Raw genomic sequence first — 18677 nt, forward strand, 5'->3', positions numbered from 1 at the left:
ATTCAGCCGAAATGTCCGTTGCTCACGTAGTTTTCCTACGCTCCGCTACTCCATTTCTAGCTTTATCCCATCTTCTCGGTACTGAAAACCGAATTTTTTGAACTTTCACTAATAGAGTCCTATCGAAACTAACAAACTCATATAGATGCCCTCCCGCACAAATTGGTACAGTTACATTGTAAAGATCATACACCGTAGGGGGATTGAACAATGATCAAATTCAAAACATGGTGGTCACTGCTCATGGTTATCGCGCTCATCACGATCACTGCGTGCGGCAGTGGCGAGACAGCCAGTGACAATGGTAGCAATACAACGCCGGGAACTGTCGGCTCAGCTGAAGCAGAAGCTGCTTTTGCCAAAGGAAAATATGACCCACCCATCGAGTTCAGTTCGGTATTGATGCCGAAGAAATACGTGCAAGGAGATACCAAAGAAAATAACGTGCACGATCGCTGGATGCTCGAAACGCTGGGTATGAAGCATAAAGATACCTGGTATCCGGCCAATGACGATCAATACAGACAAAAGCTGCAACTGGCTATCGCCTCTGGCGAAAAGCTGCCTGATTTTGTATCCGTACCCACCAATGCGGTACTGACTAATCAGCTTATCGACTCCGGTCAATTCATCGCCATCGATGAGTTGTTCGACAAGTACGCGAGTCAGACCCTGAAAGATCACGCAGCAGCACATCCTGAACTGTGGTATCCGTTCACCAAGGACGGCAAGAAATACAACATGCCGATCATGGAGTACACCGATAACGACGATACACTGCTCTGGCTCCGCGAGGACTGGATGGAGAAGCTGAACCTGGAAGCTCCGAAAACCATTGCAGACCTTGAGAACATCATGGACAAATTCAAAAACGAGAACCCGGACGGTCTGTCTCCAGACAAAGTATTCCCGCTGGCGATCTCGCTGAAAAATAACACCAACACCTGGATGGGTCAGCTCGACTGGTTGTTCGGTGCATACGGCACAATCGAGGAACAATGGAACAAAGACGCAAACGGCAACCTTGAGTACGGCTCCGTTAACCCGGGTGCCAAACAAGCCCTTGCCAAGCTGGCTGAATGGATGGATAAAGGTTATATCCACGCTGACTCCGCTCTGTGGGACGAAGGCAAATCCGCTGAAAGCTGGACAGCTGGCAAAGCGGGCATTCTGCCTGGCGCAAACTGGGTACCGGACTGGCCTGCACCTGACCTGCTGAAGAACGTACCTGGCTCAAAATATAAAGCTTACCCTGTTCCTGCTGGCCCAGACGGCAAGATCGGTACGAAGTGGCAGAACTCTGGTGTCAACGCAAGTATCATGATTAACAAGGACGCGAAGCATCCAGAAGCCATCTTCCTGTACTACAACTACTTGCTCGATAACCTGGCTAACCCGGCTGCGGGCAGTGAGTATGAATACGGCTTCGCCAAAGGTTACGACTGGGATATCATTGACGGACAACCGACCAGTGACAAAGAGAAGATTAAAGACTTCTCCAACGAATTCCCTTTCCTGACTGGCCCAGCACGTATCCCGGATCTGTACATGAAAACACTCGTGAAGCTGGCCAACGGCGAGAAGCCTGAAACACCTTACGAGAAACAAATGGCCGAATTCCGTAAACCGGAAAACTGGTATGCTGGTAAAGTCGTTATGTCCCAGATCGACGTCCGTAAACAAAACTATTTCACTGGCGCTGCAACACCAACCATGGTATCCAAATGGAACCTGCTCCGCCAGTCCGAGATGGAGACCTTCAACAAAATCATCTACGGCAAACTGCCAATTGATGCCTTTGACCAATTCGTCGCCAACTGGAAATCCAATGGCGGAGATCAGATCACGCAAGAAGTGAATGATTGGTTTAAATCGGTAAGTGCGAATTGAAGAAGTAATATGGTTCAAAATAATAAAAAAACAAGCCGAAGCGTGCATTATCATCGCTTCGGCTTGTTTTCTATCTCTGGTTAACCTAGCACTTTAAAATACAGGAACTTCAACAGAATCTGTGCCCATAACTCTCTTTCCATCTTTCTCTTCTGATCCAACCTCAATACCAATTTTCAATGACTCAGAGGTGGACATCCCCTTTTTATCGGGACTTAATTCGATCACAATCGTTCCAGTACCTCCGCCACTTGCTATGTAATTTCGTTCTCTCCCAATTTCAATCATTGTGCGCCATGAAGAGTCATCCGAAGAATTCGTCCAGGTGGATACATACTCAGCAGGCTTCAACTTCGATTGATGTTCAGGGTAACTGCTGGTGATGCTGAAGATACTCCATTGATCAGGGATATAAAATGCAACACCACCCCAGTCAGCGGGGTCAATCTCTACATGTGCTACTATTTTGATATGATCAATATGCTCCTTCTCACCCTCAACAAATATCGATCCTTCTGTCATAGTCTTTAAATTCGTTGATTTGGCATCCAGATCAAAGTTTTTGACTTGAATGATATTGCCATTAACCACTGGCTCATTGACTTCATTTTTGTTGGTATTTAAAAAAAGCAGAACAAACACAATCGCAATAAACATAAAAAGCACGATTAAGTATTTAGATCTTTTTCTCATATAGCATACCTCACTTTTACCTTTGTTTGTTTAAACTTAACACATACTCAATGCCCTCCTTTCCTTAATTTAGAATTTGGAAAAGTAGAGCATTAAAACCGGAGCCGAAGCGATAGATTCACGCTTCGGCTCCGGTTTTTAAGTTAAGATCGAGGTAGCTTACCCTGACTTATGGGTTCGCTTGGTGGATCAAGCCTCAGTATCTGTCTCCTCTGGCATCGACTTCGACTGACCCAGCAAGGATACTGTGAGCTGAATGCCATCTCGTAGTCCCTGCATATACAACCGCTCATTTTCTATGCCTTTGCTGACAATATAACGATTCTCCCACTCGGTATATTCAGATGTTTGCTCGACATCTTTACCTGCAAACAAAACTTCAAATGCTTCGTCTGTTCCCCCACGTACTCGCCTCATTTCAGGATCATGTTCAATCCGGGCAGTCACCTCATCCAGCCTTGCTTGAATCGCTCGTTGCATCCACCCTGGAAAATCCATTGCTTCTCCTCCCCTACGCATTATGTACCTCGCTCATCATCGTACAACTCGGTTATTTCTTGCCTTCATCTCACTCACTTGGGCCACCAGTTCATCCACCCTCCGGCTCTGTTCCTGAACCTCACGGTTCTCCCACAACGGAATCGCTTGCTTCAAGGATGCCTCACCAAGCTGATTAAGCTTGCGCCGTTCATCTTCCAATAAGTCAAGCAACCGGCTCATACATCCACCTCTCTGATGGGTCTAAACTACTTCATGTCTTGGTAAGACTAGACTTGAGCAGTCATTTTAATGCGATTATCGGTTTATTTTATTTTAATTCGATATACGCATTAAAACAACCATTATTTCTCATACAATTTGGTTGAAATGAGGGGTGTACATAATGAAGCATAGACAAGAACCACCTGGCAACAAAAATATTATCGGTTCCCGAGTCGTAGCTATCCGTAAAAGTAAAGGAATCAAACAAAGAGAATTCCTCGCCAGATTGCAAACACTGGGGTTGGATATCAGTCAGACCAGTCTTTCACGTTTGGAGGGTCAGTATCGTCTTGTTCAGGATTATGAAGTAGTAATGATTGCGAGAGCTTTGGAGGTTTCTGTGGGGTATTTGCTTGGGGAAGAATAATTGATTATCTAAATTACTGTATATAAACCTTAATTCCCCTGTGAACGAATGCATTTGATTATACACACGAAAGCATCCACTCTTTTACCATCTTTCCGATTGTTATATGCATTAAAAAAGCCTGCCTAAAACTCGACAGGCAACTTAATACTGATTGTCTTATTCCCAGGCCATTGCTTTTGGGACGGATATATACGAAGATTTCTCAATGATATGAGGCATTCTCTAGAAGCTCTCTATTTTCCTCAAGAAAGTAAATTGTTGAACCGACTAAAGAAAAGTTTAAATACTACCTTTCAATTGTTGAATGAGTCTATTAGTTAATTTCCACTTTGTACTAATCATTTGAGAACAAAGAGCTAAATCTACCAAAGCATTTAAATATCTATTTAGCTTCTCTTCTTGATAACATATCTTCTATACAAAAATCATCATTTATTTTTATCACAAACAAAATCAATAATCTTAGGAAGATCATATAGTTATACTCGTGCATTTTATCATTCTCAGTACTTTTAGGTTGAGTATGGCTATATCTATTCCTTAAATCCAATCCGTTGTTAAACTGTGACTTATTAAGCGTATAATTGATATACTCTTGCTCAGGTTTTGATAGCAAGGAACTTTCAAAAACAACTACATTCTTTGTTTCAAGTTTATCCAAAGCATTTCTCATTATTAGTGGAGCTCGCCAAAAGTTAACTACTTCATTAGCAAATAAATCTTTCATTACCAAAACCACAGACTCATCTTCAAAAACAATGAATCCTTCTTCATCATTCTTGAGATAGTTCTTTTCAATTAACCATTCAATTTTGTTATGAGAGTATTCTGGATAATCAGCTAACTTGAGAGGTTGATTGCATAGTAATTCAAAGTAGTTATTGTAGCTACTCTGATTTTTTTTACTATAGCCAAGTCCACTTTGATCAGAAAAAAAGAGAAAAGATGCGTAGTCAAACTCCTCGCCTTTACCATAAGCATACTTTTTATTTACTAGTGAAGGAATATTGCTATATATAAGATGTTCAGAGCGTATTTCAAGTAAATCGAAATCAACTATACCTTCTTCAACGTATAAAATAAATTGTTTTAGAACAGACTCTACCGCTGGCATTATATTAGTGCACTTCTCGAGTAATGTAGAGTGAGTTGATGGCATATTAATATCAAAATTTGATACTAAGAACTCATTCGGCAAGTATTCTTTAAAAAACCATTCAATCACTAACTCAATACGCACTCCTAGGCTAGACAGTTCATTATAATATCCGTTTATTTGTAATAAAGATAATGAATCCTTTTGATTAAATACCATTCCTGTCAAATAAGCATTTCGAGAACGAGAATCAAGAATTTTTTCCATTACCCCCATTTGATTAGATTTGTTTACAAAATTACATCTCATTTGATAATCAACAAATTCGAATAAATATATAAAGTTATTTAATAGTGTTCCATAATCGGTATTGTTTTCAAACCATTTTGTACTGTACATAGTCTTTATTGAAAGCCCATCTATATTAGAAATAACAACTTCTTCCTGATTTTTAGAAAAACCTACGGTAGTTTCGACTAGCATCCCCGAGTCTTCAGGAAAAAGTCTTTCTTCTTCTTTTTCTACTCTTTTTTTCGCGGTTAATATAGTTCTCGGTGAGAGCAGAAGTTTGTCTTTATTACTTTGTACATTCACAATAAGCCGCAAATAATTCAAATTAGGACTTTCGCTATTAATGTAATTAAGAGTGATTCTTTCTTTATCCAAAAATGTTAGCTCTTTTGGGAAATTCAACTTTTCTTTATCTGTTGTATGTTGCATTTCATATTCATCTAACAGTAGTTCTGCTACTGAATGATCACTCAACATATATTCCTTAATAACATTACCAAAGTGTTGAACTAACGTTTTGTGCCTTAATAGTTGATATAGCCAAATATTATTTTCGGTTAAAAATTGATTAAAGCTTAAATCAGTAATTCTTTCGTATACTTTGAATTTTTCAAAAAGTGCCCAAAAATCCTCTCTGTATTCTATTTCCAATTCATTATAAAAATCTGCTAGGTTTTCACTGTTAATGGAATGAAAAAAACGTCCAATCTTTTTGAAATAAATATTAACTTGCTTCTCATATTTTTCTATCTCATTCGAAGTCCAAGTAAGGAGGTATAGCTTATGCTCAAAATATTGTTTTATATTATATATTTCAATCAGATCATTAATATTTAGTTCTTCTTTTTCTGCTCTACCCTCTATTAGATAATTTTCGATTTCTTTTAAGACAAACCCGCTTGCCAAGTCATTTCTTGAATAGAATTTAATCTCTCTCATAATCTAGCCCCTTAAATTCTATGATTTCGAATATTTTTATAAATAACTTTGAATATATTTTTCTAATATAAAACTATATTAATTTAAAATGTAATTCTCGCAAGTCATTAGCTATAGTCTTATATCTCTGATAATCTCCATTAATAAAATCATCGTAAATAAATCTAAACAAAGTAGCATAAATAAATATACATAAAATAACTATTAAAAGTATTGAAAATATTATTAGAACAGTAGTTAAATCATCAGTATATTTATTTAATATATTTGTATAAGTAGCAGAAATAATAGGCAAAAGAACAGTCAATAGGATTCCTCTCCCTACAAAGAATGGGACTTTCTGTTCTTCAGCTTGTTTTTCTACTAGCTTTATTAGCAATTCTATCTTTTTAGGATCTGTGTCAATACTCTCATTTCTCAAAAATTTCCTTAATCCTTCAATTCTAACCTGGTAATAGTTTTTTCCGTTATTATCAGATTCAATTATCCGATCTCTTTCTAATGTCAAATCTCTCAAAGAGACCAAAAAACACATAATTAAAGAAATAAAAGAAATATTACTCCATTCTGATTTGAAGTTATATTTTATTAATATGATTAAAATAATGCATGACACCAAAAAAATAATAGATCTTTTAAATCCTTGCCACTTCATTTTTTTAAACATGATGTGAAGTAAGCTTAAATCCTTTTTATAGAGTTTTAGAAGTTTGTCTGCCATCGTTTTCTCCTTTTAATCTTTCATATAACTACTTTGTTCACGTTTCACCCTATACTGGGTTCCGGCGATTGCCGGTTGTGTCCACAGCAACTACTTCACTGAAGCCGCTTCTGGGATCAAAATCGAATGTTCGATATGTGCATATTATGTTAGGTGGAATATTCCCTACCTTGGTTACTTTAGCTGCTCACAAATTATCATATCATTCACAATCCTCTATCTATAGGTAGAAGCAGAGGACTTAATTTCCAAATTATAATATCCATTTTTCTCCAAAAAAAGTGTTAAATCACGGTCATTCAATTTTGAATTAGACCCAATATATATTTCTTTTACCACTTCTTTTTGAATTCAGAAAAATTGATATCATAATAGGAAATCAACTTTTCATTATCGTTTCTGAATTGAATATCACTTACTATTAGTTGACTTTGTTCTTGATTAAACGGAGAATATTTTTCAGGGTTGTATACTAATCTTACTTCTTTTTCCTCGGAAAATGCAGGGTTTTTACAGTATATTGACTTATCTAAGATATGTTCTATTGCAATAGTAGCTGCTGTGAAAACGTGTTTCATTCTATGAAAGTTTAAATTAGTTGGATCTTCTAAACCGAAATCTATCAATGCTTTTAACAATAACTCTTTTTGTTGCTTAAGATCATAGTTTATATTAATGATTTCGATCAATTGGTGTTTTTTGAATTCTTCTAACGAGAATCCGATAGCCACTCCCCTTGAATTATCTGCATAAGAACGCCATTGGCTCAATATATCACCTTCTTCCGAAAAACAAGCGATATATGGATTTACTTGTTCAGAGTAATAACCTTCATATATTTCAGTTAAAGTCTCTATGTAAAAATATTTATATTGCTCTTTTTGTTTTTCATCTGTTAGTTCCGATACATAACTTTCAATTACTTCTGGAATGAATTTAAATAACCATTTAAACTCTTGTGTATCATTCATTTTGAAAGGATTTGATGCACGAATAGTAGAATTTTCAATGATTTTTACAAATGTATTTACAGAACAATAATGATAGTATAACTTTTCTTCATTTTCTCTTATCTTCATAACTTGCTCCTCTTAAACAATTTGTACTACTTCACCTAACGTTTGTGTATCTACAAACCCGAGAGGCCTAGGGCGCATCGCGCTAGGTCCGATGGACTTGGCCTCGCAGGGCTGTCTGCTGATTCACCGCTGTTTCTAATCCATTTTATATCTTGAGTCCTTATTAAAACTAAAATGTTTGGGGATTGCTTATGTGTAATCTGATTCTTATAATTAATAGCATTTCTAAATTCTGTATCATTCATTAATTCATTAAGTTTAAAATACATATTGTTATCTATCTTTTCCAAAGAACTTAAACGTCTCTAAAATACACTTTTTTCGTTATGCCCTTGTTTTCCCCAACAAGAGAAAATTTTAAAGTAAAATATACATCAGTGTAGTTATCAAATCTTGCTTTTATTTGATAATGATGTTCTTCAAAATCATTAAATATATCTTTATTATTTCTACTCCTTGCAGTTCATTTTTTGAGCTTGTTCCTCTAAATTGATAGGCACTTCTGAGTCAATTCTATATCTCCAATTCACAAAATCTTTTGCTAGTTCCGAAGACAATTTTTGAATATGTTCTAAAGTGATGTAAGCTCCTTCGTATCCATCAAAAACTTCATTTATTGCTTGGCGAATAATTCTATCTTGTTCTTCCTTCCTCGCTCTTTCTAAATAAATTCCCAGAATTTTATTTAATCCAGCTCTCATCCCCTCAATATTCGCCTCAAAGTAACATTTTTTATCTCTAATTACATCTGGGTTAAATTTTTGATTTTTGAGTTCGAGAAATATCTCCTCGCGTTTACTATCGATAGGTTGTCTAACTCCATAATTAAAATCAACTCCTTCATATTTGCTATGAATTATAGCTGAAAAAGATATATGCCCGAACACTATAACATGTCCATAAATAAGTTTTTGTTGCTTTGATCCTGAGATAAAAACATAGTTTGCTAAATCTCCTTCGGGAATTGAGTAAGGGATAGGATTCACATAATCAATTCCAGTATCATTATTGTCTAAATCCTTGTTGTATCTCAAATAATTTTGAATACTGCTCCAGTTAATGCTGGGCAGAGTAACTATTGACTCTCTATCTAAATAATGAATGAAGTTATACAATATTTTAGCAACAGCTTTAGTATTCTCTTCTCCTCCTAAACTCAATTCGAATTTAATAGGCTTATTAATATATGTTTTCCTTAATACTGCATCAATAGAAGAAAAACCTTTTCCATATTGCTTTTTTATATGCTCTAGTTGCTCTTTCATCTTTTCTAAATTTGGAGTTGATATTTTGACTTGAATATTACCTTCCTCATCGGTTACTTCTTGCCTTTTAGATTTTTGATGAGTAAACTTCCCACCCGGCTCTAGTAATATTGCACTACCCTCATGTTCTAGCTTTTTTATCACAGGAGGCATTTTCCCTCGATCACTTTTTATATTTAATAGATTTCTTATGATTGCAAACTGCTCAACAAATTTATTGTCCATATACCCCGACTCTTTTGTTGAAAAGTGATTATTGCACCCTTTACAGATAATCTTATTTGACTGCAAACTAGATCCTAGAGCAGAATGAATGATATGTTCATTAGACTTTTCTATTATCTCAGCATTACAATATATACATTTATCCATAAGCTTCTCCCTCGAAATAAATATATTAAGATAATAAAAACTTTACCTATCTTTCTAGTTTTTTTGAATTTCGTATAACGTTCCTGTATTACGAACCAACGAATGTTGGGTGTCTGGCGACTACCAGACCAAGAACGGATCTCCGCTGCGTGTATACTTTGTTATCTAATGTATTTGCCTTTTTGAGCTACCCTAATCTATATACGGAATTTCTTTAAGGCTATTATTTCGCAGCGAAAATTCATTTAATTCTTTTCTACTTAGTTGTCTTCGAGGATCCATCTTTAATTGATTACTTCTGTATTCAAGATAATCAAACTGAGATTTTGAGGGGTCAAACCAGTATTTATTTTTGTTGCTTTCTATTACACTTGCACCAGTTAGAGAAATAAACGATTCAAGCTGTTTTTGGCGTTCAAATATATTTGTATTTTCTCCCCAACCCATAATGATAAACATGTATGAACGAATATACACCATTCTAAATAATTCAGGGCTTCTCGCACCATATAACGGAAACAAATATGTAGCAGCGAATATGTTTGGAGGAAATTGTTCTCCTTTGTGCACTGATACCTTCATAACATTACCTAATAATAAGGTGTATAATTTAGGATTATTTCCTTCACCCAAAATGTATGGTATGTAACTTTCAAACTCAGCTGTAGACGTTTTATATGCTCGAGCTGCGTTGTAAGATATTTTAAGTATCCATCTTAAAAGCAAATCGTAGTCGTACTCAAACTCAATAGGTTGAGCACGAATAAAACTATCAAAATACTTGTCACATAAATCCTTTGCATAGGTATCTAATCCAGATAAAATTACGTTATTACAATATTGGCAAACATCTTTAATTTGATCGGCTGACAATGTATATTTTCCTATTCCACCATTATAGCCAAATTTATAGTCTGGGTTTTTTTTGAATAAAAAGTCTGGAAAAACATGTTCTTTAGTTAATGGTTCGTGTTTGTGTGACTTACAATAACTACAAATTTTCATAATTGCTCTCCTTTTCATTTACTTAATGCAAATATTAGACAACGTTCCTGTATTCACGACATCGCTCCCCCTTAGACAGCTCTTATCTTAGGGAGATCGATGTGTACGTTGAATTAGCCTCTCTGCCAATAGCCTCTAGCGGACCAAGTAGCAGCAATAGCCGATCCACAGCGTGAATATAATGTTATAAGATGTTGCGCCTTCCCCCAATTACTCTTCATACTTGATTAAAATGATTTTCTTATCTTTTATAATGATTATCGATTTTTTCAAGGAGTTTAAAGTACAATTTCATTAGTTTTTCATTATGTTCTTTCTGAACCTCTTCATAAAAGTTACAGAGAGCAATAATACCATCAATTTCTCTAACTATGACTTTGATATCTTGATCTAATAAATGATATTCTTCGAATAATAGGGGTCTTACTTTCTCATGATAATTATTAAAATCAAATTCCTCTGGATATGAAGTAACAATCATAACTTCTCCATCTACTTTAAGAACTTTATTATAAATTTTCAGCTTATCTATATACTCTTTTCTGTTAATTTCCTTTTCTAGCTTTTCCCTTTCCCATTCAATTTGTTTTTGAAACTTACTATTATCATTTTTTTGATTGTTTTTACTAATCATATACGCACCATAAAAAGTCAGTGCTGAAGCAGAAATTGTTGCTAAAGCCGTAATTGCATTTCCTAGCCACTGTGCATCTGCCATGGTATCTCCTTTTAATTCAATATATCTTTTGCGCAATTTCTTATATCGTTCCTATATTCACGACTCGACGTATGTCGAGTGTCCGGCGAATGCCGGGCCAAGGACATATGCCCACAGCGTGAATATTATGTTATACGAAGCACTTCACATCATTGAACAGAATTCAAAATCTCAATGACTAAGATAGCTTCTTCTCTATACCCCTCAAGGTCTTTCAATTTAATCCACTCAGACTCGTCATTAAATTGGTAGAATCGAATGACAACATCTTCACCTGTGATTGTAGAACTTAAAATCACAATAAATTCTCGCTCAGGATATTTCAATATTAAATGCTCTTCCCAATTAGCAATAAGTTTCAACCCTATCTTTAAGCTTTATATATGATAATGATTAACTGACGCTTCTAGATCTGTTCGATCTTGATATATGGTTTCTTCAATAGAATGTGTATTTCTTAAACTTGAAGCCTCTAGCAAAATACAATTATTCCATTCATAAAAATTGGGGTTGAGTAGATTTGAATTTATTGGTGGGCTTGAATCAGTTAAGTCATTTAATAAATTTCTCATTGCACGATTGGTTTTCATGTTTTTCCTGCTTTCGAAGTGTTTCGTATAACGCTTCTGTATCTATGAACCCTACAAGCTTAAGGGGGCGCATGCGACTGGGTCCAACGGTCTTAGCCTCGCAGGGTTGTGAGCTGATTACACTCCCTTGCTTACCACTTCTTGCGAACCAAGGGCCGAATAGCCCGAAGGCGTAGATACTATGTTATGTGTTGTATGGTTCTTCTTTGATTATCTAACAATCTTATATTTAAGATATCGCTCACCGGAACGGACAATTCATCTTTAAGCCGTATGATTGGATTATCATCCTCATCCCAGTCAGAATACCTAAGTATACTCAAATAATATAAGCAATACTTAATCAACAATTTTTTCTTTTGTTTATTGTTTAGAGTATGTTTCCTATCCTCATCAAATATGATGTTTGTAACATCAGCTTTAAAAGTTATTACGTAGGGTTTAGCACTAATAGTCCACTTTGAAATGGCTGATGCGCAGCCTAGAATGCGTAAGATATTTTCGAGAATCTCAGGTAATCGTGCAATGTGCGAGACATTTCTGTGTTTATGGATATCACTATTAAATAAGAAGCCATTTACACATTTATCAGTAACACCTTTAGAATTGCCCTCGAGTCTATTATTAACCATTCTAGCAGTAGGTCCCCAATCCCCATCAAAATATATTGCCCAATCAACGAGTTTCCCATTATAAATGGTTTTCAGTTTCTTACCAACTAATTCAAAAACTATACCTTCATTTTTTAAAAATTCTTTTAATTCAGTATCTTGAATCAGTGCATTAAATAAATTGAAAAGTTGTTGATTATGAATGATTGATGTTCTAGTAGTCAAATGTGATAGAGTTATTCCATCGAAATCAAGGGTACGGTCAAGGTCTTTATTGTATCGGGAGAGAATATTTAAGAACTCCGATAAGTCTATTGAGTCTGCTGTGCTTTCCTTTATGATTTCTATCCCATATTTCACAATGTAGTGTTTTATGTATTCTTTGTTTATACCTACTATTTCAGCCAATGAATTATAAATACTCTCTTCACTCGCTGTATTTAGAAGTTTCTTCATCGATAAGCACTCCCTTAATAACCGTATTTCACATAACGTTCCTGTATTCACGAACCCTTACTGCCTCAAGCGACCAAAGGGAGCGGCCGCGAGTCGGTTAGGCAGTAAGGGTTGTCTGCCTGATTTCGCTTCTTCGAAATGCCTCGGGCAGACCAAGCGGTGTTAGCCGCGCAGTGTGAATATTATGTTAACTGAAGTTCCTGCCTTCATAGACTATGCTAATCACCATAAGTCCCTAACATATATGCATTCATTTCCTCTATATATTTGTTGTGTAAAGGGAATTTATTACGGCACAAATCTACCAACTTATCTCTTAATGTCTGATCTTGAATCATGTACTTACACATATGCTCAAACTTTGCAAGTTCAATAGGTAGAGCTGGAATTTTTAGATTCTCATATAAATTAAATAGTTCAGTAAAAACTCCAAGTGTTACTCCCACTACATCGTCATAAACTAATTGAGCTTCTCTTTTAGTATCGTCCCTATTGAAATATTGATGGAAGTTATCATTAAACAAGTTAAAGTCTATCTGCATATAGCCATCAAAAGTATAATTCTCTTCATTCCTTGCCTTTGATAAATGATCATATTTGTTGTCAAAAAGTTCTTCATAAGTTATCTTAGTAAGTTCAAGTTCGTCATGGTCCAAGTCACAGTAAATTCTCCATGTATCATCATGCGAATTAATTCTCTCATTATCAAATATTAGATGACCCCCTTTATTTTTTATATCTAATTTCAAGTGCATAGAATAAGAAACAATGTCAGCATCATAATCAATTTTATTGGGGTTATATTTATTTGATAAAGTTTGATATCGCTTTGGATTTGTTATTTTAAACACATCTTCTATAAAAATAAATTTATCACTGGTAATTCGATAACTTTGAATGCCGCAAAGAGTATTAATTGCTCTTGCAAGATATAGCTTTGCATAATAATTTGTAATCTCTATCCAATGAAGAGCTCCTGATAAATATAGATTCTTTGCTGCTAAATAGTTGTAAAATACTTTATAGAAAGAAAATAACGATTCATGTAGCAATGTAACTCTCAAAAGTTTCATATCTTCTTCATCAAGAGGAATTATGATTTTTGTGCCATTCTTATATTTCTCAAAGAAATCTACATCTTTATTAAAATTTTCATGCATAAACTTAGGAAGATGCCATTCTCTTGGACGTGGTACACCGGCCCTAAATTCAGCATATTCTGTATCTTTGTAAAAATTAATAATAGCGTGTCTTAAGGAATTCATTGATTTTTCTCCTTTTTAATAATACTTTGCAGGAATTTCAGTTAACATCTAATTTATGTACTTCGTAAATACCACACATCCTGCATGATATGTGAACTACGTATATGATAACCTATGGTGTAGTATTTGCGAAGAAGAATTTGGTGAAAAAGGGAGATTTATTGAGGCATTCAATCTCCCAAATCCATCCGATCCAGCGGGCTTTGAATACGCTGGATATTTTTCGTACTAACATGCGTATATCGCTGAGTTGTACGTGCACTCGTATGACCAAGTAACTCCTGAATGTAGCGCAGGTCTGTCCCGTTCTCCAGCAAATGAGTGGCAAAGGAATGCCTCAGCGCATGAATACTAACCTTATTCATAATTCCTGCGCGTTGTCTGGCTTCTTCAAATACCTTCTGCACGCTCCGCTCGGTAAGATGTCGATCAGAAGATTGCCCCGGAAAGAGCCAACGATTTGGTCTATATTCAGCTATGTATTTCTGCACCATATCCCAGGCGAGGCTTGAAAGAAGCGTCCTCCGATCCTTTTGACCCTTCCCCTGTCTCACAATGAGTGTCTGCCTTTCAATATCGAGATCGCTGCAACGCAGACGTACAACTTCACCTACACGAAGCCCGGAAGAATACGTCAGAAATAATATATCCTTATGTTTAGGGTTGATTACGGATTTAAGTAATTGAGCAACTTCCTTTTCGGACAACACTTGCGGAAGCTTGGTCTGCTTCTTGGGACGAATATACTGGATATCCGTAGGATGATGGAGCACATGTTTGCAATAGAAGCGGAGCGCGCTAATGGTCTGATTCACGCTAGAATGGGATATTCCTCGCTCCAGCAAACCTAAACAATACATCTGAACATTGGAAGTAGTGACATCCGTATTTTTAAGGCTCAGGCTGCTTAGAAAACGCTCGACCTGATTACAATACGCTTTGATCGTTTTGCGACTGTATCCTCGTAACTTTAGCGCCTTCTGTAACGGTTCTTTGCTCCGGGGTAATCTGAACATCTTTTGGATCGAACTGATTTATGAACTCCTTAATCGCAACGATAGTGTAGAGGATAACCCAAACTTTTTGACTGGGTTTCCACTTTCTGCCCTTAATCTGGCGAATACGCTGAATGTATGCAGGGTTATATGGGATATGAATGTGAAGGGACTCAGTGGAACCTTTCGTTATAGTAATCTCCTCTTCGTATTTAGCATGTTCATTCATCGGAAACTCTCCTTTGTTTGAGTCTATGTCTTTCTCCGCAATTTTGAAAAATAAAAAAGGAAGGATCTCTGCACCCCAAATAGGGAATCAGATGACCTTCCGATGCTTTCGGAACATTTATGATGTTTAAAAGTAGAGATGAGCACAGCAAGTTTAATAGCACATCGCCACTCCATGTAACTTACCAAAGCATACACTACTGATCAATTTGTCCTGATGGATAACAGTAGACGATTGAACCAGCAGCTGGTATTTTGTTTGGGGAGATCCCTTTTCCCAAACATATACCGATATTCTTCTTCCCAGCTATAGAATGGTTAATTTGAGTAGAAACAACTTTAAACATTTGCTCTTTCCCATCCGTTTTCTTGATGATAATCTGTTCACCGATCATCTCTTTGATTGTTGAAGGGAGTAATCCATCTAACTCTGCATTGGCCCCCATAACGACGGTTCCGAATTCCGGTGTTTCAAAGACTAAACCAACGCCAAACAGCATTTTAACTTCCATTCTGCAGCCACCTTATCTCTGATCGATGAATAAGCTCGCCTTTGACATCTCTTACCCTGAGATCGGCATTACGAAGTCTAACCATGGCATCTATCAATATGCTTAAGTTATCCATTTAGCTTCTGCCCTTCTAAACATACAAATGCCACCCCATAATAAAAACAGCCAAGATGAAAGCTGATATCCCAGAAATGATGTACATGACCTTTTGCTTTTTGCTGTAACTGTTCTTCCGCAGTTTGTAAATAAGCAAGCCAAGATACGCCACTGCTAAAACAACATATAGTAGGTTAAACAATAAATTGATGTGCAACGAAGAATAAGCAGGATAATTTGGAAAACTAATCTTCGTCTGTATGATGAAAAGATTAAGAAGGAGTACCACACCTGCAAAATTGATTGCAAGATGATATTTATCAAAATCAGTTGGAGTATTTCCTCGTTTATGTAGTTTGTTAATAAGCATCCGGATTAAATAGCCGATCAAAGCACATAAACTGAAAATGGCGGCTAGCGCAACAGGAATAAGAGATATCTTAATTAAGTTCACCTTTAAATTTGATACAGGCAAGTAATCAATGTAAGGAGTGACGGAGATTTTTTCAACAACACCATTATGCTCGACAACATTATAAGATTTTACTAAATCAGCTTTTGTATATTTCGTTATATCAAGTGCCGTAAATAAATTAGTAATACTAGCGGCTGCCCGTCGTGCGGATTGAAAATATCCTCCCCCCTCTGAGGTAATTATATTAGAATTTACCTGGCTCGTTCAGGCGCCCCTTAGCGTGATCTACCAGGCCATTTCCCTAATTGGAAATCCGTTTACACCCGCTTTCGACGCTGGCAGAAAGCGGGCATTTGGGATGAAGTGTTAAAGCAGGTTTCCCTAGATCCTGACGAGGAAAGCGTGATGATTGACGCTACGATTGTGCGAGTTCACCAGCATGGATCAGGCGCAAAAGGGGGCAAAGCAAGCGATCGGACGTTCCCGAGGTGGATTAAGCACGAAAATTCATGCGGTAGTTGACGCGTTAGGGAATCCACTTCGCTTCGACTTGACTGGAGGCGAAGCGCATGACTCCGTGTATAAAGGTAATGACAGATGCGATCGAATGCGTCTATGCCAAGGGACAGTTAATGGGAGAATTCAACAAAACCTCTTCTCCAGCAATGATCTCTCGTGCCTATATCTCTTTCTTTAATGGAGTGGGCTTAACTCTTGGAGAAAGTATTATTCATCATCCCGAGTGGGAAAATCTGAAGGGGCATGCCTTTTATTTGTTCGCACCCATACAACCTAAAGAAAAAAACTGGAGGAGTCTGGATGAGTATGTAGGAAAATAAATTCAATCCAAGAGAACCAACTAGTGAGGGAGCTTGTCCTGACGAAGTAATGTGCTTATTCGCCATCCGTATGTCCTCTGAGTAAATCCGATGAGATTTTATGATCGACCATGGTATCACCTCCACAACTACAATGTACATCATATTACCCCACAGTCGATGTAATATTTTTATCATGATACCATTATTATTGTTTATATATTTGACGATTATTATCCTGTATGGGTCGGGATGTGAAGAAAATAAAAAATAAGCCCACTAGACTGATCTAATGGGCTTTCGCTGTGGAATCGCAAATAATAGTGATTTATAGAATTTGACCGCCCACCATCGTCCAGAGAACCTGAAATTCATCATCCAATAGGACCAGGTCGGCATCGAAACCAGAGGAAATTTCCCCCTTTTGTTGAAATCCAAGAATATTGGCCGGCGTAGTTGAAGCCATCTGTACGGCATCTATCAAGGGAATTCCGGTTTCGACAGTATAACGTAAGGCTTCATTCATGGTAACTGTACTGGAGGCCAGTGTTCCATCCTCCAGTCTTGCAATGCCACCCGATACCGTGACATGATGGCCTCCAAATAGATAATTCCCATCGCCCATACCCATTGCTTGTAAAGCATCTGTGATCAAGACCATTCCTTCCGGTCCTTTCAGGTTATGTATCAGTCGAATAATAGCAGGATGCAGATGGACATTATCCACAATAGCTTGAAGACTTACATGTTTCTCTTCAAAAGCAGCCACGATCAGACCCGGATCTCGATGATGGATCGGCCGCATGCCATTAAAACAATGCGTAACATGACTCGCACCTGATGTAAAGGCTTGTTTGGCTTCCTCATATGTGGCATCCGAATGAGCGATCGCTATAACTACTCCCTGTTCTTTCAAAAAGGAAATCAAGTCCATTCCTCCCGGCAGCTCGGGCGCAATAGTAACCATCTTAATGAGTGACCCTGCTTCCTGGAAAATGATCTTCATTTCTTCTATGTTGGGATGCCGCAAATACCTTTCATTCTGCATTCCTTTTCGCTTCGGGTTCAGATACGGTCCCTCTAAGTGAATCCCTGCGATCTTTGCTCCCACTTCTTGTCCTATTACACGCTTGACACTACGAATCATTTCCAGAAGATCCTCCATCGTAGAACTAACAGATGTAGCCAGAAATGAGGTACACCCCGTTAAAGCACATTGGCGTGAAACTTCTTGAATACTCTCTTCAGTACCGTCCATCATATCAAAGCCATTGGCACCGTGGATATGAACATCTATCATCCCAGGTACTAGCAAATGTCCTCTCCCATCAATCCGTTCATACTCTCCTTCTAGCGTAGGAAGATCACCTGTGTCTATCCTCATGATTTTCCCTTCAGAAATCCACACATTGGCTGATGGAACGATACGGTTGCGAAGTGCCATTTGTACATTATGCAAAATATAATACATAAAAACCCTCCTCTTCCCT

General features: G+C 37.1%; 20 protein-coding genes and 2 pseudogenes. 4 read left to right on the top strand and 18 right to left on the bottom strand.

Annotation, left to right across the window (positions count from 1 at the left end; all coding sequences use genetic code 11):
* Positions 1-210: 210 nt before the first annotated feature.
* Entirely contained in the window at positions 211-1890 is a 1680-nt protein-coding gene (locus tag AC4G47_RS22555) for a type 2 periplasmic-binding domain-containing protein (RefSeq protein WP_491102788.1), read from the top strand.
* Between the two features lie 93 nt (positions 1891-1983).
* Here AC4G47_RS22555 and AC4G47_RS22560 read toward each other — a convergent pair whose 3' ends face one another.
* The 3 genes from AC4G47_RS22560 to AC4G47_RS22570 all read right to left on the bottom strand — a co-directional run bounded on the left by AC4G47_RS22560 (position 1984) and on the right by AC4G47_RS22570 (position 3303).
* Entirely contained in the window at positions 1984-2583 is a 600-nt protein-coding gene (locus AC4G47_RS22560) for a hypothetical protein (RefSeq protein ID WP_491102789.1), read from the bottom strand.
* A 189-nt stretch (positions 2584-2772) separates the two neighbouring features.
* A complete protein-coding gene (locus AC4G47_RS22565) occupies positions 2773-3081 on the bottom strand; it encodes a hypothetical protein (RefSeq protein WP_491102790.1) in 309 nt (102 codons plus the stop codon).
* Positions 3082-3117: 36 nt separating this feature from the next.
* Entirely contained in the window at positions 3118-3303 is a 186-nt protein-coding gene (locus AC4G47_RS22570) for an aspartyl-phosphate phosphatase Spo0E family protein (RefSeq protein ID WP_491102791.1), read from the bottom strand.
* Positions 3304-3466: 163 nt separating this feature from the next.
* Between AC4G47_RS22570 and AC4G47_RS22575 the strand changes: the two genes are divergently transcribed.
* On the top strand, positions 3467-3712 hold the full coding sequence (locus AC4G47_RS22575; protein ID WP_111619945.1) for a helix-turn-helix domain-containing protein: 246 nt from the start codon (positions 3467-3469) through the stop codon (positions 3710-3712).
* A 385-nt stretch (positions 3713-4097) separates the two neighbouring features.
* Here AC4G47_RS22575 and AC4G47_RS22580 read toward each other — a convergent pair whose 3' ends face one another.
* The 14 genes and pseudogenes from AC4G47_RS22580 to AC4G47_RS22645 form a co-directional block, all read right to left on the bottom strand.
* Positions 4098-6041, bottom strand: a complete 1944-nt coding sequence (locus AC4G47_RS22580; RefSeq protein WP_491102793.1) for a hypothetical protein — start codon at positions 6039-6041, stop codon at positions 4098-4100.
* A 73-nt stretch (positions 6042-6114) separates the two neighbouring features.
* Positions 6115-6762, bottom strand: coding sequence for a hypothetical protein (locus AC4G47_RS22585; RefSeq protein ID WP_491102795.1), 648 nt, complete (start codon positions 6760-6762; stop codon positions 6115-6117).
* Positions 6763-7094: 332 nt separating this feature from the next.
* Positions 7095-7841, bottom strand: coding sequence for a DUF2971 domain-containing protein (locus tag AC4G47_RS22590; protein WP_491102796.1), 747 nt, complete (start codon positions 7839-7841; stop codon positions 7095-7097).
* Positions 7842-8290: 449 nt separating this feature from the next.
* Entirely contained in the window at positions 8291-9478 is a 1188-nt protein-coding gene (locus AC4G47_RS22595) for an HNH endonuclease (RefSeq protein ID WP_491102797.1), read from the bottom strand.
* 192 nt (positions 9479-9670) lie between these two features.
* Positions 9671-10483: a hypothetical protein gene (locus AC4G47_RS22600; RefSeq protein WP_491102798.1), complete on the bottom strand. Its 813-nt coding sequence runs from the start codon at positions 10481-10483 to the stop codon at positions 9671-9673.
* Between the two features lie 241 nt (positions 10484-10724).
* Positions 10725-11201: a hypothetical protein gene (locus AC4G47_RS22605; protein WP_113051459.1), complete on the bottom strand. Its 477-nt coding sequence runs from the start codon at positions 11199-11201 to the stop codon at positions 10725-10727.
* A gap of 149 nt (positions 11202-11350) precedes the next feature.
* Complete coding sequence (locus AC4G47_RS22610; protein WP_491102800.1) at positions 11351-11527, bottom strand: hypothetical protein; 177 nt, start codon at positions 11525-11527, stop codon at positions 11351-11353.
* Between the two features lie 51 nt (positions 11528-11578).
* The gene (locus tag AC4G47_RS22615) at positions 11579-11791 is read right to left on the bottom strand and encodes a PM0498 family protein (RefSeq protein WP_491102801.1); all 213 of its coding nucleotides are present in this window, start codon (positions 11789-11791) and stop codon (positions 11579-11581) included.
* A 179-nt stretch (positions 11792-11970) separates the two neighbouring features.
* The gene (locus AC4G47_RS22620) at positions 11971-12858 is read right to left on the bottom strand and encodes a hypothetical protein (RefSeq protein WP_491102802.1); all 888 of its coding nucleotides are present in this window, start codon (positions 12856-12858) and stop codon (positions 11971-11973) included.
* Between the two features lie 218 nt (positions 12859-13076).
* Positions 13077-14123, bottom strand: a complete 1047-nt coding sequence (locus AC4G47_RS22625) for a hypothetical protein (RefSeq protein WP_491102803.1) — start codon at positions 14121-14123, stop codon at positions 13077-13079.
* A 170-nt stretch (positions 14124-14293) separates the two neighbouring features.
* Positions 14294-14938: a tyrosine-type recombinase/integrase gene (locus AC4G47_RS22630; protein ID WP_491106763.1), complete on the bottom strand. Its 645-nt coding sequence runs from the start codon at positions 14936-14938 to the stop codon at positions 14294-14296.
* Positions 14939-14941: 3 nt separating this feature from the next.
* A pseudogene (locus tag AC4G47_RS22635) lies at positions 14942-15139 on the bottom strand (phage integrase N-terminal SAM-like domain-containing protein); the annotation flags it as partial.
* The gene (locus AC4G47_RS22640) at positions 15051-15347 is read right to left on the bottom strand and encodes a hypothetical protein (RefSeq protein WP_491106836.1); all 297 of its coding nucleotides are present in this window, start codon (positions 15345-15347) and stop codon (positions 15051-15053) included. The gene AC4G47_RS22640 and the pseudogene AC4G47_RS22635, both read right to left, overlap by 89 nt.
* Before the next feature lie 196 nt (positions 15348-15543).
* Positions 15544-15858, bottom strand: coding sequence for a hypothetical protein (locus tag AC4G47_RS22645; protein ID WP_491102804.1), 315 nt, complete (start codon positions 15856-15858; stop codon positions 15544-15546).
* Positions 15859-16648: 790 nt separating this feature from the next.
* On the opposite strand from AC4G47_RS22645, the pseudogene AC4G47_RS22650 reads away from it, so the two are divergent.
* Together AC4G47_RS22650 and AC4G47_RS22655 are read left to right on the top strand one after the other, a co-directional pair.
* A pseudogene (locus tag AC4G47_RS22650) lies at positions 16649-16949 on the top strand (IS5 family transposase); the annotation flags it as partial.
* Complete coding sequence (locus tag AC4G47_RS22655) at positions 16939-17208, top strand: hypothetical protein (protein WP_491102805.1); 270 nt, start codon at positions 16939-16941, stop codon at positions 17206-17208. The pseudogene AC4G47_RS22650 and the gene AC4G47_RS22655, both read left to right, overlap by 11 nt.
* 307 nt (positions 17209-17515) lie before the next feature.
* On the opposite strand, the gene nagA is transcribed toward AC4G47_RS22655, so the two are convergent.
* Positions 17516-18658: an N-acetylglucosamine-6-phosphate deacetylase gene (gene nagA, locus AC4G47_RS22660; protein ID WP_491102806.1), complete on the bottom strand. Its 1143-nt coding sequence runs from the start codon at positions 18656-18658 to the stop codon at positions 17516-17518.
* Between the last annotated feature and the right edge of the window lie 19 nt (positions 18659-18677).

Source organism: Paenibacillus sp. Negev47 (assembly GCF_058313655.1).